This is a genomic window from Bradyrhizobium sp. WSM4873 (genome assembly GCF_055811355.1).
In genome coordinates this window covers 57,388-81,745 of sequence record NZ_JBVVPS010000027.1, presented here as the reverse complement: position 1 = coordinate 81,745, position 24,358 = coordinate 57,388, and the positions used below count along the sequence as shown (strand labels likewise).

23 protein-coding genes and 2 pseudogenes are annotated in these 24,358 nt (G+C 62.3%); 20 read left to right on the top strand and 5 right to left on the bottom strand.

The window, feature by feature from the left end:
- Positions 1 to 22 precede the first annotated feature (22 nt).
- A complete protein-coding gene (locus tag AC0L21_RS28795; protein ID WP_473265040.1) occupies positions 23 to 505 on the top strand; it encodes a hypothetical protein in 483 nt (160 codons plus the stop codon).
- A gap of 664 nt (positions 506 to 1,169) precedes the next feature.
- Here the strand turns inward: AC0L21_RS28795 and ltrA are convergent.
- Positions 1,170 to 2,696, bottom strand: a complete 1,527-nt coding sequence (gene ltrA / locus AC0L21_RS28790) for a group II intron reverse transcriptase/maturase (protein WP_354141944.1) — start codon at positions 2,694 to 2,696, stop codon at positions 1,170 to 1,172.
- 625 nt (positions 2,697 to 3,321) lie between these two features.
- Between ltrA and AC0L21_RS28785 the strand changes: the two are divergent.
- A pseudogene (locus AC0L21_RS28785) lies at positions 3,322 to 3,477 on the top strand (DUF736 family protein); the annotation flags it as partial.
- Between the two features lie 137 nt (positions 3,478 to 3,614).
- Here AC0L21_RS28785 and AC0L21_RS28780 read toward each other — a convergent pair.
- Positions 3,615 to 3,917: a DUF736 domain-containing protein gene (locus tag AC0L21_RS28780; protein WP_473265039.1), complete on the bottom strand. Its 303-nt coding sequence runs from the start codon at positions 3,915 to 3,917 to the stop codon at positions 3,615 to 3,617.
- A 447-nt stretch (positions 3,918 to 4,364) separates the two neighbouring features.
- Here AC0L21_RS28780 and AC0L21_RS28775 point away from each other — a divergent pair, with 447 nt between their 5' ends.
- The 5 genes and pseudogenes from AC0L21_RS28775 to AC0L21_RS28755 form a co-directional block, all read left to right on the top strand.
- Entirely contained in the window at positions 4,365 to 5,534 is a 1,170-nt protein-coding gene (locus AC0L21_RS28775; RefSeq protein WP_473265038.1) for a tyrosine-type recombinase/integrase, read from the top strand.
- The gene (locus tag AC0L21_RS28770) at positions 5,528 to 6,442 is read left to right on the top strand and encodes a tyrosine-type recombinase/integrase (RefSeq protein WP_473265037.1); all 915 of its coding nucleotides are present in this window, start codon (positions 5,528 to 5,530) and stop codon (positions 6,440 to 6,442) included. The genes AC0L21_RS28775 and AC0L21_RS28770 overlap by 7 nt, the downstream gene beginning before the upstream one ends.
- On the top strand, positions 6,439 to 7,446 hold the full coding sequence (locus AC0L21_RS28765) for a tyrosine-type recombinase/integrase (RefSeq protein WP_473265035.1): 1,008 nt from the start codon (positions 6,439 to 6,441) through the stop codon (positions 7,444 to 7,446). Before AC0L21_RS28770 ends, AC0L21_RS28765 begins: the two co-directional genes overlap by 4 nt.
- A gap of 482 nt (positions 7,447 to 7,928) precedes the next feature.
- Positions 7,929 to 8,225 carry a DUF736 domain-containing protein gene (locus AC0L21_RS28760; RefSeq protein ID WP_473265034.1) on the top strand — a complete coding sequence of 99 codons (297 nt, stop codon included), beginning with the start codon at positions 7,929 to 7,931 and terminating at the stop codon, positions 8,223 to 8,225.
- Positions 8,226 to 8,390: 165 nt separating this feature from the next.
- Positions 8,391 to 8,564: pseudogene (locus AC0L21_RS28755) on the top strand (DUF736 domain-containing protein); the annotation flags it as partial.
- A 165-nt stretch (positions 8,565 to 8,729) separates the two neighbouring features.
- Here the strand turns inward: AC0L21_RS28755 and AC0L21_RS28750 are convergent.
- Complete coding sequence (locus tag AC0L21_RS28750; protein WP_438746019.1) at positions 8,730 to 9,011, bottom strand: helix-turn-helix domain-containing protein; 282 nt, start codon at positions 9,009 to 9,011, stop codon at positions 8,730 to 8,732.
- A gap of 107 nt (positions 9,012 to 9,118) precedes the next feature.
- Between AC0L21_RS28750 and AC0L21_RS28745 the strand changes: the two genes are divergently transcribed.
- The 5 genes from AC0L21_RS28745 (at position 9,119) to AC0L21_RS28725 (ending at position 11,627) form a co-directional block, all read left to right on the top strand.
- The gene (locus tag AC0L21_RS28745; RefSeq protein ID WP_148778166.1) at positions 9,119 to 9,397 is read left to right on the top strand and encodes a DNA -binding domain-containing protein; all 279 of its coding nucleotides are present in this window, start codon (positions 9,119 to 9,121) and stop codon (positions 9,395 to 9,397) included.
- A 158-nt stretch (positions 9,398 to 9,555) separates the two neighbouring features.
- Positions 9,556 to 9,738, top strand: a complete 183-nt coding sequence (locus AC0L21_RS28740; RefSeq protein WP_317245281.1) for a transcriptional regulator domain-containing protein — start codon at positions 9,556 to 9,558, stop codon at positions 9,736 to 9,738.
- A 58-nt stretch (positions 9,739 to 9,796) separates the two neighbouring features.
- Complete coding sequence (locus AC0L21_RS28735) at positions 9,797 to 10,318, top strand: DUF2285 domain-containing protein (RefSeq protein WP_473265050.1); 522 nt, start codon at positions 9,797 to 9,799, stop codon at positions 10,316 to 10,318.
- Between the two features lie 124 nt (positions 10,319 to 10,442).
- Positions 10,443 to 10,721 carry a helix-turn-helix transcriptional regulator gene (locus tag AC0L21_RS28730; protein WP_007605953.1) on the top strand — a complete coding sequence of 93 codons (279 nt, stop codon included), beginning with the start codon at positions 10,443 to 10,445 and terminating at the stop codon, positions 10,719 to 10,721.
- 3 nt (positions 10,722 to 10,724) lie between these two features.
- Positions 10,725 to 11,627 carry a replication initiator protein A gene (locus AC0L21_RS28725; RefSeq protein WP_473265033.1) on the top strand — a complete coding sequence of 301 codons (903 nt, stop codon included), beginning with the start codon at positions 10,725 to 10,727 and terminating at the stop codon, positions 11,625 to 11,627.
- 587 nt (positions 11,628 to 12,214) lie between these two features.
- Here the strand turns inward: AC0L21_RS28725 and AC0L21_RS28720 are convergent.
- Complete coding sequence (locus AC0L21_RS28720; protein ID WP_473265032.1) at positions 12,215 to 13,255, bottom strand: IS110 family RNA-guided transposase; 1,041 nt, start codon at positions 13,253 to 13,255, stop codon at positions 12,215 to 12,217.
- A gap of 323 nt (positions 13,256 to 13,578) precedes the next feature.
- On the opposite strand from AC0L21_RS28720, the gene AC0L21_RS28715 reads away from it, so the two are divergent.
- The 4 genes from AC0L21_RS28715 to AC0L21_RS28700 all read left to right on the top strand — a co-directional run bounded on the left by AC0L21_RS28715 (position 13,579) and on the right by AC0L21_RS28700 (position 17,418).
- A complete protein-coding gene (locus AC0L21_RS28715; RefSeq protein WP_317245277.1) occupies positions 13,579 to 14,043 on the top strand; it encodes a DUF2840 domain-containing protein in 465 nt (154 codons plus the stop codon).
- A complete protein-coding gene (locus tag AC0L21_RS28710) occupies positions 14,043 to 14,549 on the top strand; it encodes a S26 family signal peptidase (RefSeq protein WP_473265031.1) in 507 nt (168 codons plus the stop codon). Before AC0L21_RS28715 ends, AC0L21_RS28710 begins: the two co-directional genes overlap by 1 nt.
- A gap of 3 nt (positions 14,550 to 14,552) precedes the next feature.
- On the top strand, positions 14,553 to 15,449 hold the full coding sequence (locus tag AC0L21_RS28705; RefSeq protein ID WP_473265030.1) for a lytic transglycosylase domain-containing protein: 897 nt from the start codon (positions 14,553 to 14,555) through the stop codon (positions 15,447 to 15,449).
- A gap of 241 nt (positions 15,450 to 15,690) precedes the next feature.
- Complete coding sequence (locus AC0L21_RS28700) at positions 15,691 to 17,418, top strand: relaxase/mobilization nuclease domain-containing protein (RefSeq protein WP_473265029.1); 1,728 nt, start codon at positions 15,691 to 15,693, stop codon at positions 17,416 to 17,418.
- 488 nt (positions 17,419 to 17,906) lie between these two features.
- Here AC0L21_RS28700 and AC0L21_RS28695 read toward each other — a convergent pair whose 3' ends face one another.
- Complete coding sequence (locus AC0L21_RS28695; RefSeq protein WP_473265028.1) at positions 17,907 to 18,662, bottom strand: polysaccharide deacetylase family protein; 756 nt, start codon at positions 18,660 to 18,662, stop codon at positions 17,907 to 17,909.
- A gap of 617 nt (positions 18,663 to 19,279) precedes the next feature.
- Between AC0L21_RS28695 and AC0L21_RS28690 the strand changes: the two genes are divergently transcribed.
- The 4 genes from AC0L21_RS28690 (at position 19,280) to AC0L21_RS28675 (ending at position 24,141) form a co-directional block, all read left to right on the top strand.
- Positions 19,280 to 21,256 carry a conjugal transfer protein TraG gene (locus AC0L21_RS28690; RefSeq protein WP_473265027.1) on the top strand — a complete coding sequence of 659 codons (1,977 nt, stop codon included), beginning with the start codon at positions 19,280 to 19,282 and terminating at the stop codon, positions 21,254 to 21,256.
- 9 nt (positions 21,257 to 21,265) lie between these two features.
- Entirely contained in the window at positions 21,266 to 21,688 is a 423-nt protein-coding gene (locus AC0L21_RS28685) for a CopG family transcriptional regulator (RefSeq protein ID WP_473265026.1), read from the top strand.
- 391 nt (positions 21,689 to 22,079) lie between these two features.
- Entirely contained in the window at positions 22,080 to 22,742 is a 663-nt protein-coding gene (locus tag AC0L21_RS28680) for a ribbon-helix-helix domain-containing protein (protein WP_473265024.1), read from the top strand.
- Between the two features lie 103 nt (positions 22,743 to 22,845).
- Complete coding sequence (locus tag AC0L21_RS28675; protein ID WP_473265023.1) at positions 22,846 to 24,141, top strand: MFS transporter; 1,296 nt, start codon at positions 22,846 to 22,848, stop codon at positions 24,139 to 24,141.
- The last annotated feature ends 217 nt before the right edge of the window (positions 24,142 to 24,358 follow it).

Below are 24,358 nucleotides of genomic sequence, written 5' to 3'. Positions count from 1 at the left end.
CCATGCACATGGAGCCACCACCATGCTCGCGCTTGGGCTTGTTCTCAACACATTTGGCATCGGATTGTTCTGCTGGCTGTTCTTTGCGCTGGCGATTTATGCCTTGCCGTTCTTTGTCGCACTCAGTGCCGGGATGTTTGCGTTTCGCGATGGCGCCGGCGTCTTCGGCGCACTGCTTATCGGAATTGCTTCTGGTGCGCTGACGCTTGCCGCTGGTCAGGTCGCCGTCGCTGTCAGTCGGTCCTTGACATTGCGCGTCGCGATCGCAGCCACATTCGCGATCCCAGCGGCAATCGCTGGCCATCATGTGGTGTTTGCCCTCTCGCAGGTCGGCGTGCCTTCGCTGGCTTGGCGCGAGGCCTTCGCTTGCGGAGGTGCGGTTTGCATCGGCTGCACGGCATGGGCGCGCTTGACCATTTTCGCGGAGACCCGCCCCTTGGAGTCGGGCGGGGTAGTGGAGAATATGCCTCAACCCGCTCTTACAGCCGCCACGCACGAACGATAAGGCTTCGTCGCCATCATCGAGCAAGACCGCACAGCGCGCCACGTTGAACGAGGGGTCGTCGAGCTTGAGCGAGAAGTAACAGCGCTTCTCCTCGGAGCACTTTAACAAGCCCTACCGATCTCTGTCTGGCCCACATAGCTGCGGTGGAGCGGCGCGCCACGCTCGATCATTCCTTCCGGGACGATACCGCCCTTTGCGGCAGATTGTTTCTCTTTCTGCGCCGAACCGTACCAACCCCTTGTTCAGCGCAACCGAGATTCGCCAGTCTTCTCGCTAAGATTGCGGTTCAGCACGCGGAGCACGTGGCCTCTTTGATGGCTTGATCTGGCCGAAGACCGGCTGCGCCTCGATCGTCTGAGCCGCAACGCCGTTGACGCGACTTTCTTCCCCTGGGCTTCGCCCATTCCGCGCGAGACAAGAAAGTCGCCACAACGACGTCCTCCGCTGCGCTGCGGCCCGCGAGCGGGTGCGTCGCCGATCGTCTTCGGCCTCTAGATCGCCATCGAGGCCGCGGTGGTCGCGGGCTCGAAACACAACAGGTAGAGTAGGGGCACAGCGCCTGTCCGTCTTGCGACGGATGGTTTCTGCGCCCCTCTCGCCGAACCGGGCGTGCAAGTTTCCAAGCAACCGGCTCTCCATGCGCGGCTTACGCCGCGTGTGGTCCTCACGCGTCCATGAGGGTGTTGAACGACGCCCAGAAGCGATCGGCTCCTTTGCGGAACTTCTCGCCAGGATCGTTCCATCCGTTCGGTATGCGTATGCCCCGGTGCGGGAAGTGGAGTGATCCGCCTTCCCGGAAGAACCGCAGCGATTTCGGTCCGTCGACCCATCGCCAGCGGCTGTCGGGCGCTGTTGCCTGGAAGCGGCGACGCAGTTCTTGCCACGTCGTCTTAGGATGCTTCCGGTGCAGCCATCGCCCGATGCGCTCCCACAGCCACCAATCCAGACTGGCGAAGTCCCGCGTGGCCCACGTGGCGTAGCGGTAGTAGTTTCGCCATCCGGTGATGACCGGGTTGAGATCGTCGATGAGATCGGCAAGGGCTTGGCCTGTCGGCGTCGCCCTCACCCTGACCTTGATCTTGTGGCGCAGGTCTTTCAGCTTGCTCTTCGGAATGAAGAGATTACCGACCATACGACCGGTGCGGCGTGCCTTGGTCTGCACCACTCGATAGCCGAGGAAGTCGAAGCCTTCCCCGACGCCAGTGATCCTGGTCTTTTCCATCGACAGTTCCATGCGCAATTCCGTTTTGAGGAACTGCGCCAACGCAAACTTTTCGGCTTCTGCTTCCTCGCGGGTCCCGTCCGTCAGCACGACGAAGTCGTCGGCGTAACGTACGGCGTAGAATGTAGGCCTGTTTCTCCGGCGATCGTAAAGCCGCCGGTCGGCTGCATTCTGCGGTCGTTCGCGAGGGCGCATCGACCACCGTCCGTATCTCTCGTCGATGGCCGCCAGATAGACGTTGGCCAGCAATGGCGAGATGATGCCGCCCTGCGGGGTGCCCGTAACAGGGTGGCGGACGGTGCCCTCGATCATGACACCGGCTTTTAGGAAGGCGAGCACGAGCCTGAGGACCTTGCGATCCCCGATGCGTCGGCGCACACGCTCCATCAGCACATGATGATCGACGGCATCGAAGCAGCCCTTGATGTCACCCTCGATCACGAAGCGGTACTCGGAAGTGCCGCTGGGTGTGGGGTGCAGTCGGCGCTGGATTTTCGCCAGCGCATCATGGGTGCTCCGGCCGGGCCGGAAGCCATAGGAGGTCGGATAGAAGTCCGCCTCGAAGATCGGCTCCAGCACGAGCTTCAAAGCCATTTGCACCAGTCGGTCTTTGAGCGTCGGAATGCCGAGCGGACGCACCTTGCCGGGCTTACCCGGTTTGGGGATCAGCCTTTGCCGAACAGGCTCGGGCCGATAGGTGCCGCTGCGTAGTTCACCGCGGATATCCTCGATGAACCGTACTGCGCCGCCCAGCTGCTCTTCGACCGTCTTGCGCGTGACGCCATCGGTACCCGGTGTGCGGCTGCCTTTGTTACGGGTCAACCGACGCCAGCTTTCCAAGAGCGTCCTGCGGTCGCATACGATGTTGAACAGATCCGCGAACACCTTTTCGGCATTCGCGACACTCCACCTGTGAAGCTTGCGCTGCATGTCGAGGACGAACGCGGTATTCACCGCGCCGGGCCTCATCGGCCCGCCTCCTGCCGGCTTGCTTCACCCACTGTCTCCCTTCGCCATGTGGACGGCTTTCCCGCCCTCCGACTACTACGAAGACTCCGTCCCCTGCCGCGCCGATCATCGGTCGCCTCGATCATCTCGCGCCATCCGGCTCGAGAGAACACGGCAAGGTTCCCAAGTTCACCTGATGTCCCTTCACCTGCCTTAGGGACCGACTCTACCCCGTGAGGATTCCGGCCAACGGTCACCGCAAGCTGGGCCGCTGGCTGACGTGCGCGATCACGCACGTCCCTGATCCCCGTCCACTCAGCGGGGATCGGCACTCCTCCGGTCTTTCGACCGATCCGCCCACTTCCGGTTCGGCGGATTCCATGTTGCAACGAGGCTTCAAACATCGGTTCGATAACTCTTTCCGTAGCAGGTACGCTCGCCGGACCAGCCTCGGACGGAAGTCCCGGGTCGTCCGACTTTGACGGGTTCTGCTCATTTATGGCTCGCCGGAGGCACTCGGCTTACCTCACCCGTCTGCTTCAACCCCCGTGCTTGCGGCACGTGGGCTGCGGGGTCTCCCACCCCGCAGGGGCAACAAGTGCGCGTGACGGACTCCACCCGTCACTCTTGGCGCACGAGAAGAGACATGGCTAACATCGGTTCTTTCAAGAAGGTCGGCAACGATTTCCAGGGCGAGATCATCACCCTGAGCTTGCAGGCCAAGGGCGTCCGCATCGTCGCCGAGACCAACCGCTCCAACGACAGCGCTCCCAGCCACCGCATCTATGTAGGCCGGGCGGATTATGCGTAGCGCGGGATTATGCGGAGTCGTTGGCTGGTAGCCGTGGTTTTCCCGGGCTTTTGTGGCTGCGCCGCTCCGCATAATGACGGGGCGCTGTCCGCGGCGTCCCGCGATGTTGCGAGACGCCGCGGTGTCGGTCAGCGCGACCAGATCAGCGCACACTCGCCATCGTCGCCTTCGAAGAGATTGGCGTAGATGGGCGCAGTGAAGGACGGATCGTCGAGCTTGACCGAGTGGTAGGAGCGGTTGTCCTTCGAGGCCCGGCGCCAGGCGGCACCGATCTCGACGCCTGAGACGATCACGCGCAGGTCTGGCGCCTTATCGCTGGTGGAGGAGGGATCGCTGGGGACGAGGCGCGCCTTGGCATCGATCGCGAGCGTCTTGATGGTGCCGGTGTAGGTGCCATCGTTGCTGCGGGTGAACGAACCGATCTGGGACATGGTGGATCTCCTGTGCTGTGTTCAAGCCCGCGACCATCGCGGCCTTGTGGCGATCGAAAGCCCCGGGACGGCCGACCCGCACCGTCAGGCCGCAGCGCATGCGAAGGACCGCGTGCGGCGATCTTGTTGCTGCGCGAGGAGCGGCGCAGCCGCGGGGAAGAAGATCGCCGGCACGCTGTTGCGGGGAACAGGCCGGGTCGCAGACCGCATCTCGGGGCAGATCCGCCCAGCAAGGCCCGTCGGTCGCAGGGCATCACGGCACGCCCGGAGAACCATCCGGCTCCAGTCGGACACGCATGGCACGAGTACGCCCGACACAACCGCTGACTGACGTTCCGAACGGCAACGACCTCGAGCATAGTCCTGCCTCCACATGCAGAAGGGGGCGACATGCCGACAGGTGTTTATGTCCGTAAGAACGCAGTCTGGGACCGATTGAAGGCGGGAATGGCCGCAGACCACGCGGTCGACTTTGCTCAATGGCTCCGTGGGCGCCGATATACGCCACTTACCATCGTCGAGAGGATGCGGCTGCTTGCGAGTTGGACGCACTGGGCGCGCGGGGAAGGCTACACGCTGGCTGCAATCCGTGAGGCGCACGCGGCCTCGTTCTCCTTGATCGAAGCGGGACATCGGCCGCGCTTCCGCGGCGACCTCAACAAGGACGCGGTCGAGTGCGCCAAGCTGTTCATCGCCTACCTTGAGGATCAGGGCGTGATGACGCGATTGCCGACGAAATCGGCGGCGCCAGTGGTGACGGAGTTTGCGGCTTGGGCCCGCGAGCAGCGCGGCCTGGCTGAAACGACGCTCGCCGCGTATCTTGGGACGATTACTCCCTTCGTCGATGCGCTGGGGGATATCCCGACGGCCTACGACGCCGTGACGATCCGGGCATACATGATCGAACGTGCGAAAGCCGTATCGATCGAGCGCATGAAGGGCATATCGGTCGGCATTCGCGCGTTCCTGCGCTTCCTGATCGCAAAAGGACGATGTCCGCCCGGCCTCGATCACGCCATGCCGAATGTTGCGGGATGGCGGTTGGCATCGATCCCGCGCTTCCTGCCTGATGCCGATATCGCGCGGATCATCCGTGCGTGCGACGGGGAGCGTCGCCTGCGCGACCGGGCCATCATCCTGCTGTTGGTCCGGCTCGGGCTTCGGGCGAGCGAGGTGGCGCGGCTCAGCTTCGACGATATCGACTGGCGGCAGGGGAGCATCCGCCTGTGCGGCAAAGGCCGGCGCGAGGAACTGCTGCCGCTCACCCAGGAGATCGGCGACGCGCTGCTCGCCTATATCGAGCGTGGCCGGCCGGCACTGGCGACACCATCCCTGTTCATCACCGAATATGCGCCGCTGCGGCCAATCGACCGCATCGCGGTCAAATGTATGGTCAAGCGCGCGCTCAAGCGCGCGGGCGTCGAGAGCCGTTACAAGGGTGCGCATATCCTGCGCCACTCGGCGGCCACGGCGATGCTCCGCCACGGCGTCAGCCTGCCGGGCGTAAGCATGGTGCTGCGCCACCGGTCGCAGGCGATGACGGCGCATTACGCCAAGGTCGATATCGCGCTGCTGTCGGCCATCGCGCAGCCTTGGCCGGGGAGGTCGCCATGCTGATCGATGATGTTGATCGCTACATCGAGCTGCGCCGCTCGCTCGGCTTCAAGCTTGCAAAGACGGCCCGACACCTCACCGCGTTCGCGCGTTATGCGGTCGACCGGGGCGATACTCATGTTCGCCGCGAGACCGCGACCGCCTGGACGGCGGCCGTCTCGTCGACGCCGCGCAGTCACCAGCGGCGGCTTCAGGAGATCGCGCTCTTCGCGCGCTTCCTCTACGCGGAGGATCGCGAGCATGAAGTGCCGCATCATCCTCGCAGCCCTGCAACACGTCCCGCGCCCTATATCTACACGCCAGATGAACTGGCGCGCATGCTCGACGCTGCGGGCAATCTGCGGCGCCAGAAGCCCAGTCCGCTCAGGCGCCACATCTATGTGATGCTGATCGGGCTGCTGGCGTCGACGGGGCTGCGGATCTCCGAGGCTCTGAACCTGAGGTTAGACGATCTGCTGCCCGACGGCGTGCTGCACATCCGCCTGACTAAGTTCAACAAGAGCCGGCTCGTGCCAATGCACCCCAGCGTGGTCGACGCGCTGCAGGCCTATCTTGCGATACGGCGGCGGTTCGCCGGGATGGACGACCATGTGTTCCTGTCCGTGGATGCTAAGCCGATGTCGCTTCGGACCGCCCAAAGCAACTTCAATGTGATCCTGCGCAAGGCTGAAGTCGGTCAGAATCGGTCGCGACGTCCGCGTATCCATGATCTGCGCCACACCTTCGCGACGCGCGTGCTGGAGCAATGCGCGACATGTCGTGATGACGTTGCGCGCGACTTCGTCGCTCTCGCCACTTATCTCGGTCATGCAGACATCCGGCATACCTACTGGTATCTGGAAGCCACCCCGGACCTCATGGCCGATATAGCGGGTGCTGCCGAGGCGCTGATCGCCGGGGAGGTCGTATGACGCCGATCGCCCCGCTCATCACCAGCTTCATGCGCGAGCACATGCCGCAGCAGCGCGGCTACAGTCCGCACTCCTGCGAGACCTATGCGTACAGCTTCCAGCTGTTGTTCGCCTTCGCCGCGCAGCGCCTGCACACGCGCCCTTCTCTGCTCCAGTTCGAGCAGATCGATGCAGACATGGTGGTCGCGTTCTTGCATCACATCGAACATGACCGCGGCAACGGTCCTGCGACCCGCAACCTGCGGCTCGCCGCGATCAAGTCGTTCATGCGCTACGTCGAACTGCGGCATCCCGGCGCCTTGGAGCAGATCGCCCAGATCGACGCGATCCCGAGCAAGCGTCATGACCAGAAGCTCATACGCCATCTGACCATGGACGAGATCCGCGCCGTGCTCAATGCGCCCGACGCGACGACACGCTTGGGGCTGCGGGATCGCGCGATGTTGCACTTGTGCTTCGCAGGCGGCCTGCGCGTCTCCGAGTTGATCGGCCTCACCCTGGAGAACGTCACGCTGCAACCGAGGCCGAGCATTCTGGTGTTCGGCAAGGGCCGGCGCGAACGTAGCCTTCCACTTTGGAAGGAAACCGCGCGCGACCTGCGCGCCTGGCTATCAGTGCGAGGAAAGCCGCCGGCAACAGAGCTGTTCGTCAACGCACAAGGGATGGCGATGACCCGCGCCGGCTTTGAGTATATCCTCGAAAAGCACGCAAAGGCCGCCGCGGCTCGATGCCCGACCCTGAGCGGCCGCACGCTATCGCCACACCTTCTGCGGCACAGTTGTGCCGTCCTGATGCTGCAGGCCACACGCGACATCCGCAAGGTCGCACTCTGGCTTGGCCACGCCGATATCCGCACCACGGAGATTTATCTGCGCATGGATCCCTCTGAAAAGCTGGAGGCGGTGGAAGCGGTCATTCCGCCGGCGCTGCGCCGTGGACGGTTCAAGGCACCAGATGCGCTGATTGCCTCGCTGTTGGAGAAAGCACCTCTGCCTTCAGGGTGAGAGACGTCGGGCAGCCGGTCGTTACGACGAAATACCTTTGATGCGTTGTGACGTCGCGGCATCACCGCGCCGTCCCGCACGAGCAATCGAGCGCTTCTCCATTGGATTGGGATCGGCGAAGCAAAGCGCTGTGGCTCGATCGCGCTTGCCGTGATGGTGTCGCCGTCGCGGCGGTGGTGAGGCCTTTGAGCCGTTATTCCCCTGTCGGGCTGTTTGGCCCACGTCCATACCGGCCTTTTGCTGGCGGATCACGCGCCACAATACGCTCGCTATGCTCGCCGTCCTTTACCCGCAAGGGCTTGCTCGCGATCTTCTTCCCCTGCCGCCAAGCGGCGGCATTCCTCGCGAGGCAACAAGATCGCTCAGCCGCCATCCTCCGCTGCGCTGCGGGCCAGAGGCTGCAGGTCGGTCGTTGCGGCGCTCAAAGATCGCCATCAAGGCCGCGATGGTCGCGGGCTTGGAAACAGCAACAGGAGATTACCATGGCTCAGATTGGCACCTTCACCCGCGCCGAAGACGGCTCATATAACGGCACCATCAAGACGCTCTCGCTCAACTTCAAGGCGCGCTTCCTTCCGGCCGAACCCTCTGAGAACGAGAAGGCTCCGAACTTGCGCGTGGTGGTCGGTAATGTCGAGATAGGTGCCGCGTGGCAGCGGACCTCCAAGGACAACACCGTCTATCACTCGGTCAAGCTCGACGACCCGTCCTTCCCGGCGCCCATCTACGCCAATCTCGTCGCGGTCGATGACGGCTATGCGCTGGTCTGGTCGCGCTGACCCACACCGCTGCGGCGTCTCGCCTCGTGCGAGGCGCCGTAGCTTCTCTCCTCGGGATTATGCGGAGCGACGCAGCGGCAAAAGCCCTGGAAAACCGCAGCTACCAGCCAACGACTTCGCATAATCCCGCGCTACGCATAATCCGCCTTATGCGGTGCACCGCATAAGGCGGAGATCGGGGCAGCCTGGTCGAAGCGCTCCGAAGAGGGACGCGACTACCTCTCGCTCAAGCTCGACGACCCCTCGTTCAACGCGCCGATCTACGCGAACCTGTTCGATGAGGAAGGCGGCGAAGGCTACACCTTGCTCTGGTCGCGGCCGCGCAAGAACGGAGAGTGAGGCTCATTACCGCCAAGCCCCTCCCGACGACCTCGGGCGGGGCTCCCTCTTGGAGAAAAGCCGACGAGCAAAGCTGCAGCTGGACCGGCTTGGTCGCGTCGATTTTCAAGTTTAAGACACGCACTTACGTGGCGCTTGTCCGCATGGCTTGCACTCGCCCAAATGCTATTGGTTCTTGGAACGCAGACGCGCTGACTTGCGACCTTTAGGCAATGTCTTGGGTGTGGCCGCTCCCCTGGGTGGCTGAACAAAGAATTCAGATAAATGAACGCCTAGCGTCTCGGCGAGCCGGTCGAGAAGATCAATTGTCGGATTCTCGGATTGCCGCTCAAGGCCGCTCATATATGAGCGGTCGATCCCGGCATCGTAGGCCAGTTGCTCTTGCGGAATACCGCGATCCACGCGGATCCGGCGCACATTCCAGGCAACGAGCGCACGAGCTTTCATGCGCTCAAACAGCCATTAGGCAGACCATCAAACCACTGGCTATAACCGAACTATTTTGGTAAGTTTCGCTTACAATGCAGATTAGCGAAGTGCGCGCATAAGCCTACATGACGAAGCCACCGTTAGATCCCGATGTCGCGGATGTCGCGCCGCATGAGCCGGTGCTGACGACCTATGACGAGCAGCATCTGGTAACGTATTGGCGACTTCTTGATGCCGAAGCCGATGGCGCGGATTGGAAAGAAGTGACCAGGATCGTGTTGCACATCGATCCCGATCGTGAACCGGATCGCGCTCGCAATGCGTTTGATAGTCATCTGGCCCGCGCAAAATGGATGGCAGACCACGGCTACCGTGACTTGCTTCGCGGCGGCGCGCCTAAATAGCAAAATCTGTCATGAAGAATTCGCACTTGAGAACAGATTTCCCCGCTGACGCGTGATCGCCTGCAGGCATCACACAATGCATAATTGGTGACTTCCCCGACAATCCCAAGCTTCATAGACATTGCGCCGCAATCGAGTTACGGCAGGAGATAACAGCAATGTCTGAGTTCGACTGGCGCTCACCGGAGGCGTATCAGCACGCTATCAAGTCGGGCGAGATGGCGGATTTCGCCTGGGAGTCACTGCGGCGCAGCCCGAACTATCGAGCTTCCTATCGTGAAAATCGATCCCAGATGACCTCCGAGTTCCGAAGGAGATGGGGCGTCTGCTTTCGCCCATGACCCGCAGGGGTCCTTTCACCAACAGACTATCTTCTGGGCACCTGAGGCGTTGCCGACGGTGGTGCCGGTCGTTCGCAGCGCGTCCGGCTCAAAAACGGTCGGCGCGGGGCTACAGCTTGCCGACCTTTCATCGGGCGCCATCAGACAGGCATCTGACGGCTGGCATGCCGTATTGCGCATTCAAGGGGCACAACATCATCTCTGGCTGAAAGAGGCGCCGCAGTTTGGTGTCTCTTATGCGGCCGAACTGCCGCTCGATGCGGACTTTGAGATCCGCGCCCACGCCTCACATCGGCTGTGGCGCACAATCAACGGCCGCCCGCCGGGACCTCCCTTTCATCAGATTTCGGCGCAGCGGCGCGAACGACTCGTCTTGGTGCTGCGTGCGCTCGATGGACACATGGAGGGTGCTTCCTATCGCGTCATCGCCGAGGTGCTGTTCGGCCGAAAACGCATCCCCGAGCGCGCCTGGAAAACCCACGAATTGCGCAGCCGGACCATCCGCCTGGTGCAGGCTGGTTTGGCTCTGATGCGCGGCGGCTATCGCGCATTGCTACGTCCTCCATCTCGCAAGGAGTAGAGCAGGGGTGCCGAAAATCATCGTTCGATCTTCGGCATCCCCCTTGGCACGCTGACTGCGCCATCGTGACCGTCGACGCGCGGGCCGAGCCGGCCGCGCTCCAGACGACCACGGAGCCTCGCAAATGCCCGATCCGAACGCCGGCCTGCCGCCGCGATACCTGCGCACGCCCGAGGCGGCGCGCTTTCTCGGACTCTCCGGCCGAACCCTGGAAAAGCACCGCACCTATGGGACAGGCCCGACCTACCGCAAGCTCGGCGGTCGCGTTGTGTATGCGATCGAGGACCTGAAGGCGTGGGTTGACCGTGGCGCCAAAACGTCCACCAGCGATCCCGGCACAGGCACGGTCCTGCCCGCGAAACGGCACACACCCATTCCGTATGCCGGCAAGGAGCGGCGCTGACCCATGCCGGACAGCAACTCCACTGCAAGCAGCAGGCGGCGATCAGAGCGCGACCAACTCGATCTGTTTCGCGCCCTCCCGGGCGATCTGGCGCCACGGGACGCACAAGACTTGATGGCGTATCCGTTCTTTTCGCTGGCAAAATCAAAGCGCAATGTTCCCATCGATTTCCGCGCAGGGACCATCGCCATTCGTGTCGAACCCGTGCCGGAACATGGCATGGCGACGATCTGGGACGCGGACGTTCTGATCTGGGCTGCCTCGCAGATTGTCGAAGCCCGTGATGCCGGCCTGAAAACGTCTCGCCTGATGGCAGCGACCCCTTACGAGATCCTGACCTTCGTCGGCCGCGGCAGCAGCGTGCGCGACTACGACCGCCTGAAGGCTGCGCTCGACCGGCTGCAATCGACCACTGTGATGACATCGATCCGGCAGCCGAGCGAACGGCGGCGGCATCGCTTCTCCTGGATCAACGAATGGAAAGAGACAGCCGATCTGCACGGGCATGCCCGTGGAATCGAGCTGATCCTGCCCGATTGGTTCTACACTGGCGTTCTCGATGAAGCGCTCGTGCTGACGATTGACCGCGCGTATTTCGATCTAACCGGGGGGCTGGAGCGTTGGCTCTATCGGCTGGTGCGCAAGCATGGCGGTCGTCAGGGCGGTGGCTGGAGCTTCGACGTCGTACATCTCCACGCCAAATCCGGCAGCTTATCGCCAATCAAGCACTTCGCTTACGACCTGCGCCAGATCGTCCGTCGGCAGACGCTGCCGGGTTACAAACTTATCATCACGCAGGACCCAAACGGCGCCGAGCGACTGAATTTCGCACCAGTCCCCATCGGCCCGTTGAGCAAGCGACTGCGCAAGCGCAGCGTCGTCCTTCCTGCTGGGGATAAGCTGTGAATTCACTCGTGCTATCAGGGACCAGAACCCTCGTGCCATCGGGGACGCGATGCTCGTGCTATCGGGGACCGGAAACAAAGCTAAGGTTCTGCGGCTCCAAGACTTCCTGCTCCCGTAACTTTCCTAACATACTGACACTAACTTCCAGTTGTGAATCAGTACGTTGTGAACAAGTCGGCGGCGCGTGCAGCGAGGATGCCTCAGGCCTCGACTCTCTCACGCGCAAAGCTTCGCTGCAATACGATTGTTATCTCCAGTCTGCGCGCGCGAACGCGATCGCGCGCAAATCTTCGCGATCGCTGGCGTCGACATCATTGCCAGGTGCGCGTCACGTCCTTTTGCAGCCACTCGCTCGTCGAGGAGAACTCGCTAACATCCGTGGTTGGCACGATGGCCACCACAAGCCGGAATCTGAGGAAAGGGCGGTCAGGCTAACCAGCGCCGTGCTTGATGGCTTCAAACCTCGTCATGAAGCCGCCGGCAAGAAAAGTTGCGATCTCACCCAGATCCCCGTCTCCTCGGGAGACGCCGCTCCGCCGTGGCGGAAGGAAAAGGCGCGCGTGGAAGCGGCCGGGTCGCGGAGGCCCTTACACCCGGCCGCGCTTGCCGCCGGCGCCAAACCGGAAGGTGGTGCCATCGATCCAGATCTTGTGCAGCAGCACGGCGAGCGCCCGCGCCACCGCGGTTGCCGCGCGCTTCAGACCCTTCTTCCTGGCCAGCCGCAGGCCCCAGAGCCGCAGCTTGAAGGTCTTCGGAATGCGCGTCAGGATTGCGATCGCAGCCTCGTACAGCATCGCCCGCGTCAGCTCGTCGCCGCATTTGGAGATGCTGCCGATCCGGTCGGTCTGGCCGGATTGATAGCGCCGCGGCGTCAGTCCGAAATGGGCGCCGACATTGGTCGACTTTTTGAATCGCGACGGATCGTCGACGGTGGCGCGGAATGTCAGCGCCACCAGCGCGCCGACGCCCGGCACCGTCATCATCCGCCGCACCACCTCGTCACCGCGTGCGGCCGCCAGCACCAGGCGGTGCAGTTTTGCCAACTGCAGCCGCATGGCGTTGCGGGCGTCCAGCAGCGGCACGACGATCGCTTCCAATTCCTTCTTCCCGGCCAGGAGATCGCGCACCCGCGCCTCAAAACGGCCGACCGAGATCTCGCCAACCTTGAGGCCGAACGGGCGCAACAGGCCGCGGATCATGTTCTCCATGTCCAGCACCTTGCCGAGCAAAGCCTTGCGCCCGACCAGCAGCGCCCGCAACGTCTGTGCGCTCTCCGACTTGACGTGAACCGCGCGGAACCAGCCGGTCCGCATCATCTGCGCAATGCCCCTGGCGTCGTTGCGGTCGGTCTTGTTCAGCATCGCGTTCAGCGCCGCCTTGGCGTGCCGGGTCTCGATGCAGATCACGGGCAGGCCCTTGTCGGACAGCGCCGTGAACAGCCAGGCACTGTACGAGAACGCTTCCAGCCCGACGCGCTTCAGCTGGATTCCCCATTCCGCCAGGAACAGCTCGATCGCGTCCGGATCGGTCGCGAGTTTCGCCTCCCGGACCACCTTGCCGTCGCCGTCCACCACGCAAATGTTCGTCGCCTCCAGCGACACATCAAGCCCTGCATAGACGTCCGTCATGCGCCTCCACCGTCGATCGCCGGCACGCACCGCGCGTTCCGTTCGCGAATCGCTGTGAAGCATTTTCGCAGCACCACGGCCGGCGAAGGGGCACCGGTCAGTACCCCGGCTAACGTACTCTCCTTCGGATTCCTTCTAACGAATTGGAGCCACTCGGCTGTGATTCTCGGCAGCAGCAGGAACGCTGCAGCGCTTCGACAACGCCGATCATCGGCGCATCATCACAACCGTTCTGCCGAAACCAAGGCTCTGACGTCGATGCGCTGGCGACAGCGCACCCGTTGGCATGTCCAAAATTTCACTCAGAACTATGGAGTAGCCGGGTGAGCGACCTCACGACTGTTGAGCTCTTGTGGCTCGAAAAGCGGATCGAGAACCGAATCAGGTTCGGCAAGCCTGTATCGGAGAAGATCATTGACCAGCACCGGCGCATTCTCTCGTTCGTTCCCGGCAGCATCTTTGCGTTCGTGCGCTGGACCTCCAATGACTTCGGGACCATCCTGTCTCGAATCGACATTCTGCGCGCGATTACACCGGGGCAGCGGTATTCGACCGTGCCTTGGGTCAGCCCTGGCGGCGAAAGCCTGCTGCGACTGGCGGGCTGGCGAAAGGTCGAGCGCGTTCTCCAGTTGATCGATGCCGTGGAGTCACTCGGCATCGATCCTGCCGATGCGGCCCCCGAATACTGGCATCACGTCCACAACCGCCTTTCCGTCAACGAAACGCCACGACCTTACACGCGTGCGCGCCACCAGGCGTGGCTCCGCCGGCGCAGGATGGTGCTCTGATGGGACGGCTAAGGATCATCCTTGCGATATGTGGGGCCACAACGCTCGCGCTTTGGCCGGTCACCGACACCTCACTGTCGTACATCTGGAACGCTTCCGAAAGTGTGCCGATCGGCCTCTATCGTTTGCAAGGGACCGCACGATTGCACATTACTGAGCTCGTGGCCGTTCGGCCACCAGAGCCGCTTGCGAGCTTCCTCGACTTCAACGGCTATTTGCCGAGCGGTCTTCCGATGCTCAAGCGCGTGCTGGCGTTGCCCGGACAAACCGTCTGCAGAACGGGACTCACAATCGTCGTCGACGGCATCGAATTGGGCCAGGCACGCGAGCGCGACCGCCGTGGCAGGCCATTGCCGGCTTGGCGGGGCTGCCGAGTCGTCGCTGAGGACCAAGTGTTTCTGATGAACTGGCAGTCGGACGGGTCCTTGGACGGCAGATATTTCGGACCACTCCCGAGATCGGCCGTCATAGGGCAAGCGGTACCGGTGTGGACCAGGGAGGACTGATAAGTGGCGGCATTGCTCCAATGGCTTGCGGTCTCTCTAGTCGGCCGATCCCACTGTCATTCCTCCATCCCGGCCGAATTGTCGGCAATCGGCGCGCGTCGCGGCCGTCTCGCGCCGTCTCAGTGCCGGCCGGGAAGAGCTCTGTCCTTGGCGGCTTTCCGCACATTGCTATCTCCAGCCGCTGCATGCTTTTTGGGAAGTCTGCTGACGTTCGGAGCGCCATCGGCCGGCAGAGCGGAGGTTGGACCGCGCGCACAAGCTGCGCGCCCCTCAAACCTGCTTCCAGGCGGTGCATACACCGCGTTCGTGACCGAAGCCTCGCATCGGTTCGCGGTCCCGGAGCGTTGGATCCGTACTGTCATGCAGGCCGAAACCGGCGGTAATGCGCACTCCATATCACCTCGCGGAGCGCTCGGGTTGATGCAAATCATGCCCGCGACCTGGGTTGAGCTGAGCGTTCGTTACGATCTCGGTATCGATCCGTTTGATCCTCACGACAATATTATGGCTGGGGCAGCATACCTTCGCGAGATGCTCGATCGTTTCGGATCGGAGGGGTTTCTTGCAGCCTACAATGCGGGACCGAGACGGTACGAGGAGCATCTGGCCACCGGTCGAGCGCTTCCGGATGAAACACAGATCTACATCGCTCGACTTGCACCATTGATCGGTATTGAGCAGCGCAACAGTAGTGGTTCGGGTGCCAGACGCTTCGCCACGTGGCAGCAAGCGCCAGTCCTTGTTGAGCGGTCCGAGAGCTTATTCCCTGACGGCAACTCGGCATCTGGCGTCCGCACAATGAATTCGTCGAAAGCAGCGGCTAAGGCGGGTACGACTGCACTCGTCCCTCGTGCGACGGGGCTGTTTGTGCGGCGATCAGACGAGGTGCGGTCCCGATGATCCCAATCGCATTTCCTCGCATGTTGTCGAAGCCAGTCGCAACGTTGAGAGTGGTCGGCAGAGAGCCGGGAGTGGGCGACCGGGGAGGGCAGGATAAAAGCCGCAAGGTGCGGCCGGTCGGTTGTGGGCGAAATTGCATCGATTTCAATGATCCGGAAAACATTGCGAATGGGCGACGCAACTTGGGATTTGCCGTAACACTACGTTCTTGCTCGGTTTTCGACAGGTTGCAGCCGGCACGATGACCGGTCACGACGATTTCCGCATCCGCCCAGGCCGCATCCGTTCGACGCGCGCGCCTCGGACAAAGCCGTTCTTGGCGCAGGCGCTCAAGGCTGCTCAGAAGGTCGGCGGTCTCTCGCGGGGCAGCCGCAGCCGTGGCAGCAAGTTTGGGCGCGGTCGCGCGGCGAGCCTTGCCGCGACGCGGCTCCTCAACAACCGTGCGCGATCCGCCATGGTCAAGGCGCGGGTCGTGCGCCGAATGCGTTCGCCGGGCGCGCTGCGCGCGCATATCGGTTATCTCCAGCGCGACGGGGTCACCCGCCAAGGGACACCGGGCAAGCTCTTTGACGCCGCGGGCGATGACGCCGACGGCCGCGCGTTCGCCGAGCGCTGCGAGGGCGACCGGCATCACTTCCGGTTCATCGTCTCGCCCGACGATGCTGGCGAGCTCCCGAACTTGCGGATCTTTACCCGGGAGTTGATGGATCAGGCCTCGCGCGACCTCGGCACCCGGCTCGATTGGGTTGCGGTCGATCATTGGAACACCGAGCACCCGCATGTCCACATCCTGGTGCGCGGCCGCGCGGATGACGGAAATGACCTCGTCATCAGCCGTGACTATATCTCGACAGGCTTGCGCGCCCGGGCCGGCGATCTCGTCACGCGCGAGCTTGGCCCGCGATCGGAGCTCGAGATCCGCCACGCCCTTGAAGCGGAGGTGACGGCAGAACGCTGGACCAGGCTCGACCGGGCGCTTGCCCGGGAAGCGGGTGCGGCGGACGGGGTGATCGATCTGAGGCCGGACGGGATTGCCGGGGACGACCCGTTACGGGAGATTCGCATCGGGCGGATGCGGACACTCGAGCGGCTCGGCGTGGCCGCGCCCGCCGGTCCTGCGCAGTGGATACTGGCCGCAGACGCCCAGCCGCGGCTGCGTGCGCTCGGTGAGCGCGGCGACATCATCAAGCGGCTGCACAATACAATCTCGAAAGAGGGCACGGCACGCGCGCCCTCGTCCTGGGCACTCGAAGGCGAACGCCATGGCGAACCGGTCATCGGGCGTCTTATGGCGCGCGGGCTCGACGACGAGCTCAAGGGCACGGCGTTTGCCATCATCGACGGGATCGACGGGCGCGTGCATCACCTGAAACTCCCCGATATCGAGTCGGCTGGCAACGGGGCGATCGGCGCCATTGTGGAGGTCCGGCGCTTTGACGATGCGCGCGGTCGAGCACGGATCGCGCTCGCTGTGCGCTCGGACGTGGCGCTGGAGCAGCAGGTCTCGGCGGAGGGAGCGACCTGGCTCGACCGACAGCTTGTGGCACGCGAGCCTACCGATCTCTCACGCGCTGGCTTTGGCGCCGAGGTGCGGACCGCGCTCGATCGGCGGATCGACGTCCTGGCACAGCAGGGACTTGCCCGCCGTAACGGCGAAAAGATCACACTCGGTCGTAACCTGGTCGAGACCCTTCGCCGCCGTGAGTTGGAAGCCCTCGGACGACGTCTGGCCGAGGAATCAGGGCTTGCGCATTTGCCCACTGAGGCAGGTGAGCAGATTTCGGGGGTCTATCGCCGGCGCCTATCGTTGGCCTCTGGGCGTTTCGCCATGATCGACAATGGGCTTGGTTTCCAGCTCGTGCCGTGGACGCCTTCACTTGAGCACCAACTGGGAAAACAAGTAAGCGGCATCGCGGGACCGGCCAATGTCGAGTGGAGCTTTGGACGCAAACGGGGGCTCGCGCTCTGACCCGTCGATTTCTGCTTTGGGGCCGCCGGCAGTTGCTGGGCACGACGGGCTATCATTGAGCCGCACATCGTTCCTATTCAACCCGAACCCTGTTCGCGTCAAAGGGGCAATCTTGAGGGTCCGGCGTGACGACTGGATCTCCATTTCTCAACGAGAGCTGGCAGAGTTCATGAGGTTTTGAGACCATCCTACCCGTTCAATGTTGAGGCGGTTGGCTTCATCAAGTCGTAACAGTGGAATGTAGGCCGACGACCTTAGGCCAACCCTTGTACACGCCGACATCAGCCCACCAGCTAGAATGCAACGGATATTGCCATTCGGACGCAGGATCTAGCTGTCAACTCAGCATGCATTGCACCAATTGAGATTCGAATCCCCCTTAGGATCGGAAATCGAGCAGCTTCCACTCTTGGCCATCACCAGCCTGCAGCGAACTCAAAAGGGACATCATCAGGAAGCTGCCACAGGTGATGTCGAAAAGGCGCATGCTAATGGCGCGTCTCAGCCTTCTTCTCGGCCTGGACAGCCGACACCAAATGCACGACTCGATAACCGTTCTTGTGCAGATATCGCAGCAACGCCGGCATCATCGCGGCAGTGCGGGCTTGGGCATCGTGCAGGAGGATGATGCCCTTTCTCGTGCTCTCTAGCTGCGCGATCACGTTCATGAGCTCTTGGTCTGAGCTTATGTCTTCCCAATCGCTCGCCCAAAGGTCGGTTCCGAACACGACGATCCCGCGCGACTGTAACGCGTCGAGCATTGCAGGCGACGAGCCGAAATAGGGAAAGCGGAAGAATGGCGTCGAAGGGACGTTGGTCGACACGCCCTTGAGCGCCAGTTCATCGGCCGCAATGCCGCGATCGATGTCATCCATTGCCTGCTCGAACGGCATCTTGGACATCATCTGGTGCGACCAGCTATGGTGCGCAATGCTGTGGCCCTGTGAGGCGATGCGGCGGACGAGCTCGGGAAATTCTGCCGAGGATCTGCCGACAAGGAAGAAGGTGGCCCGCACGCATTCCTGCGCGAGCGCTTCCAGCACCTTTTGTGTGTTCGGCGGCCTCGGACCGTCATCGAAGGTGAGGACGACCTCGTGATCTGCCAGAGGAAGGGTCTTCGGAAACTCATTCGATCCCACGCGCGGATAGGCCTTCGGATCGACAGCGAGTACGCGCGACTTTCCCAATGCGTCCTGCCGCGGGCAGTCGGTCGCGCTAGCGATGCCATTGCAGGCGAACACCACGGCCGCAGCGCGGGCAAGCCATGATGCCAATCTGTTCAAACGCCTGGGCGACTTTGCTTGCTGCGCAAACCCGTGCGCGCCGTACGATATTCGATGTCGCTAGCGGGATTTCTGCGCATCAATGGCATATCGGGCCAAAAAGCGTCGTTAGGCCCCGGCTGATGAGATGAACGCTGCGTTCTTAATGACTAAACTTATTTCCGTGCCCTCTCTGCGGGGAAGCATCCTGGCCCGACCTTGGGCATAGTCGACAGCTCGCCAAGTCGCTCGTGTCGAGCACGACAACTTCCGAAAGAGAACGCCACCAGCACCAATTGATCGGAGCAAGGGCGAATCCGCCATATCGAGCAAACGTTGGGTAACGTCTGACGCCGCAGCCGCGACGGTCACGCAACGATGGGATAATCGCCGGCTCTTTCAGTCGTTTTCGGAGCGCGACATGGATCATTGTATGTTGTGGCTAGTATCACCGGTATGTTCCGGACCGTTGGGGATCTTCATTCACGAATGCGACCGTTCGCCTGACCCGCTGATTTCTGCGCCATGACGCGCGCGAGTACGATTCACGGGCAGCACCGCTTGTGCGCACCCCATGAATGCCTCCACATCTCCAATCCATGTCCGCAACAAAGATCATATGGCATCAGGTCATCCTGGTTTGTCTCGTCGTACTCGCCTTTCTTTGGGGGGCTACCGAATGGACGGCATGGCGGCTCGCCTTCCAACCGCAGCTTGGACCAGCCTGGTTCAGGATTGGGCATTGGCCGATTTACCAGCCGGCAGCCTTCTTCGCTTGGTGGTTCAAATTCGACGCTTACGCACCATTGATCTTCCTGGAGGGCGGCGCCATTGCCGCGAGCGGTGGCATCGCAGCAATTGCGCTAGCGATGATGCTCTCCGTCTTGCGGGCGCAAGAGGCGAGGGACGTCACCACCTATGGCTCGGCACGCTGGGCGGATGCGCGCGAGGTCAGGCGGGCGGGTCTCTTGGGATCTGAGGGCATCGTGCTCGGCCGGCTTGAGGGCCATTATCTGCGGCATGACGGGCCTGAGCACGTGCTCTGCTTTGCTCCCACGCGCTCGGGCAAGGGCGTTGGCCTCGTCATACCGACTCTTTTGACCTGGCCGGCTTCCACGATCGTTCATGACATCAAGGGCGAGAACTTCCAGCTGACATCCGGCTGGCGCGCGCGATTTGGGCCAGTGCTCTTATTCGACCCGACCAATCCGGCCAGCGCCGCCTACAACCCGCTTCTCGAGATCCGTCGTGGTGATTGCGAGGTGCGAGATGCCCAAAACATCGCCGATATCCTTGTCGACCCGGAAGGGGCACTCGAACGCCGCAACCACTGGGAAAAGACCAGCCACTCTCTCCTTGTCGGCGCAATCCTCCATGTCCTGTACGCCGAAGCTGACAAGACCCTCGCAGGCGTCGCCAATTTCCTGTCCGATCCTTCCCGCCCGATCGACGCTACGCTCACCGCAATGCTCGCAACCCCGCATCTTGGAGGTAGCGTTCATCCCGTTGTCGCTTCGGCCGCGCGCGAGCTTCTCAACAAGAGCGAGAACGAGCGCTCCGGGGTGCTCTCAACCGCGATGAGCTTCCTGGGGCTCTATCGCGATCCGGTGGTTGCCAAGATCACCGCGCGAAGCAATTGGCGCATCCGCGACCTCGTCGACGGCGCCGAGCCCGTCTCACTCTATCTCGTGGTGCCTCCATCCGACATCGTTCGCACCAAACCCTTGATGCGGCTCATCCTCAACCAGATCGGGCGGCGGTTGACCGAGAGCCTGGATCCAGACCGGCGCCGGCACAAACTCCTTCTGATGCTCGATGAGTTTGCAGCGCTCGGCCGGCTCGACTTTTTCGAGAGCCAGCTCGCCTTCATGGCAGGCTACGGCATCCGCAGCTTCCTGATCACCCAGAGCCTCAATCAGCTCGAACGCGCCTATGGGCCGAACCATGCCATTCTCGACAATTGCCACGTCCGGATCGCCTTCTCGACCAATGATGAGCGTACCGCCAAGCGCGTCTCCGACGCGCTCGGAACTGCGACCGAGTTGCGTGCCATGAAGAACTATGCTGGGCACCGTTTGAGCCCCTGGCTTGGACACCTGATGGTGAGCCGTCAGGAGACCTCGCGGCCGCTGCTGACGCCAGGCGAGGTCATGCAACTCTCGCCTAAAGAGGCAATTGTGATGATTTCCGGGGTGCACCCGGTCCGCGCTACGAAAGCCCGCTACTATGAGGATCCGCAGTTCCAGCGACGTGTGCTGAAGCCAGCCCGCTTCGAGCAGCGTACCTTGTCCGCAGGACCGGATGACTGGTCGGCCGGCGCCCCAATTCCGCCATCAGTCGAGCTACTGACCAGACGCAAGCGCAGGAGTGATGAGGCGAATGGTGGTTTGCGTCGCGAGCCGGAATTGCCGCAACATGAGGAGATCGAGGTCAAGGCGCCGCTCGGCGAACACGAGTTCGACACCGACCTCGATGAGGGTGATGCCGATGCCGTCCAGGCACAAGCTCTGAGCCGCTCGATGCAGGGTGTTGCGCGGACCGTCAGCCTCGACGCGGACGATGGGATGGATCTGTGAGCGGGCAGCGTGAAAAAGATCCAGCTCAGCATCTATCTCGATCCGGAAACCTTCAAAACCCTCGAGGCCTTCGCACAACGCCGGGGGCAGCCCAAGTCCCTGGTCGCCGAGGCCGCGATCGCCGCGTTCCTTTCCCCTGATGATTCCGATCGGCGCGAGGCGGCGATCGCCAAGCGTCTCGACCGGATCGCGCGTGTGCTCGAACGCCTGGAGCGCAATGATGGCATCACGCTTGAGACCATCGCGCTCTTCATCCGTTTCTGGCTGACCTCGACGCCGGCGCTCCCCGAACATTCGACTCCCGCCGCGCGCGCCAAGGGCGCGGAACGTTACGATCGCTTTGTTGACGCGCTCGGACGGCGGCTTGCAAGCGGATCCACCGTCCTGAAAGAGGTGAGCATCGACATGCACGCCTCTGAGAAGCCCGAGTAATCAGTACGCGCGCTCCAAATGCGCCTGGCAGCTTTTGGCAATAGATGCGGCGCTGGGTCAGATAGGCCGACCAGCAGGTCGGCAGCATGCCACGAAGCACGTAAAGGATCGGCGCGTCACTCAAGGCGCCCGGGCCCGCTGCAACAGACCGTTAGCTGCCCGCGAATGACATAGGCTTACAAATCCCGCTCTTCTTGAGACCGCCTTGTCTTTCTTTGGCTACGCCAGACTACGACGCAGATGTCGGTGCGGTTGAAGTGACGTTCGGATTGGCCCTTGTGTCAAGTCCATCATCGCTGGGGGCGATTCAGCCGTTTCGATTCCGAAATCGACGCCGCGCGTGCCGCGGTGCGCGGGCAGGTCGCGGCCGCAAGTTGGGAGTGAACAAGCAATGCAAGTCGATGGAGAGCTTAGAGGCCAGCCCAGCTCGATTGTGAATCAAACCGAGAGCGATGCGCAGCCGAGCCCGAACGAAGGAGCGCGAACCAAGAAGGTCACTGTTCAGCTCTCTGAGAGCATGTTTCAGCGGCTTGAAGTTGCGACCGAGCGCCCGGGGCTCGGCAAGAGCATAGTCGTCGAGACGGCGCTTGAACGATTCCTGAATCCTGCACCGCCCATCGAAGGACTCGTTCATGAGGCTCTGGACCGGATCAGTGGCCGGATGGCCAGGCTCGAGCGCGAGATCGCGATCATCGCCGAGACGGTAGCCCTGCATGCGCGCTATCACCTCACCGTGACGCCGCCGATGCTGCCATCCGGGCAGCGGGAGGCGTGCCTGCTCGGGCAGCAGCGTTTCAAGGTATTGGCGGAGCAGGTCGAACGGCGGGTCCGGCTCGGTCAGCCATTGATCCAGGAGACGATCGACCGGCTGGGTAGGCGCAGTCGACCTGCCAGTGAAGCTCATGGCGGTGCGTCACAACGCGCGGCAGAAGAACAGCCGAGTCTGGAAGGTGTGTCCGCAGTCGCGGCGGATGGAAACTCCCAGCCGAGCGCTGCCGCCGAGGAGGGCGTCAGCAATTCGAACTTTCGAAACCTGCCGAACTCCTTTTGTTGAGGCGACCACGTGGGCCGGAAGAAACGCGCCGAAGCAAATGAGGGCGCAAACATCGCCCGCAAAACGCGTTGAGCCTTGTCCCTCGTGGCGGCTCATCGCCTGCGTGTTTCTTCCCTTCGCGGCCGGGTACTACCTTTCGTACCTGTTCCGGACCATCAATACGCTCATTGCTGGGCGCCTCGCCTCTGATCTCGGTCTTGGCGCTGCCGATGTCGGGCTGCTCACGTCAATCTATTTCCTGGTCGTTATGGCGGCCCAGATTCCGATCGGCATGTTACTTGATCGATTCGGGCCGCGCCGGGTCCAGAGCGTGCTCTTGGCTGTTGCTGCGGCGGGTGCCGCGCTCTTTGGACTATCGACGGGGTTCCTGTCGCTTCTTTTTGCGCGGGCGATGGTCGGCCTTGGGTGTGCAGCAGCCCTGATGTCGGGGCTGAAAATCATCGTCCTCTGGTTTCCAAGAGAACGAATGGCCCTCATCAATGGCTATATGATCATGCTGGGCTCATTGGGGGCCGTTACCGCAACGGCTCCTGCCGAGGCGCTGCTGGACTGGATCGGATGGCGGGGTCTATTCGGCGTGCTGGGCGCCGCAAGCGCGCTTGCTGCAATTTTGATCTATCTCGTGGTTCCCGAACGAACCACTGGGCCACAGAGAAGCAGGACGCCCGCCACTCTGAAAACAGTCTATTCCGATGCGCGGTTCTGGAGAATGGCGCCCTTATCAGCGACCTGCATCGGGTCCGCTTGGGCACTGCAATCCTTATGGGCGGCGCCGTGGCTTTCCGATGTGGAGCGGCTGGATCGAATGAGACTCGTCAACGAACTGTTCGTGATGGCGGTCGCTCTGAGTCTCGGCGCTCTGGTCTTGGGCGTCCTTGCCAACTGGGTGCGCCGCCGGGCCAAGAAGAGCGAGGCTCTGTTTGGCTCGGTCGCGGCGGTGTCGATTGTGGCGGAGCTTGTACTGATCCTGCATCCGCCCTGGCCATCACTCCTGCCGTGGTGCGTGCTGTCGATGGCCGGATCAGCCACTGCTCTGGCCTACGCCATGATAGCGGATTATTTCCCAGCCGAGCTAGTTGCGCGCGCCAATGGCGGCCTGAATGTCCTGCAGTTTGGCTGGGCTTTCGTCGTGCAGTACGGGACGGGACTGATTCTGGAGCAATGGCCTCTGGAGGCGGGGCATTATCCTTTAACGGCCTATCAGACCGCCTTCGGTGTGAACGTTTTGCTGCAGGTGGCAGCGCTGGTCTGGTTCGCCATCCCGTGGCTCGACGGCCGGAAATGGAAGGCTGGCGCTTCGGCCACACGTCAACCGGCGGGAGGCTGGAACTCGGTTGAGGCCGTTATTGCACCAGCCGAGCTCGCCATCCTGGAGGCGGACGATCACGCGGAATGGTGAAGCCAGCCTTGTCGCCGGGCTGATGTCCCGGTTCATGATATTCGGCGCGTCAGAAGCGATCGTCCCTAATCTTTCTTCTTCTACGCCAGACTACGATTGACATGGTCTCATTGTTGCTGTCGCGCAGGTTCTGCTTTTTCTAGTTGTCCTCATGTGAGGCGGCTAGACGCTAGCTGCCTCACTCAACTGGGGGGCTGTCGTGGTGATCCATTCATTT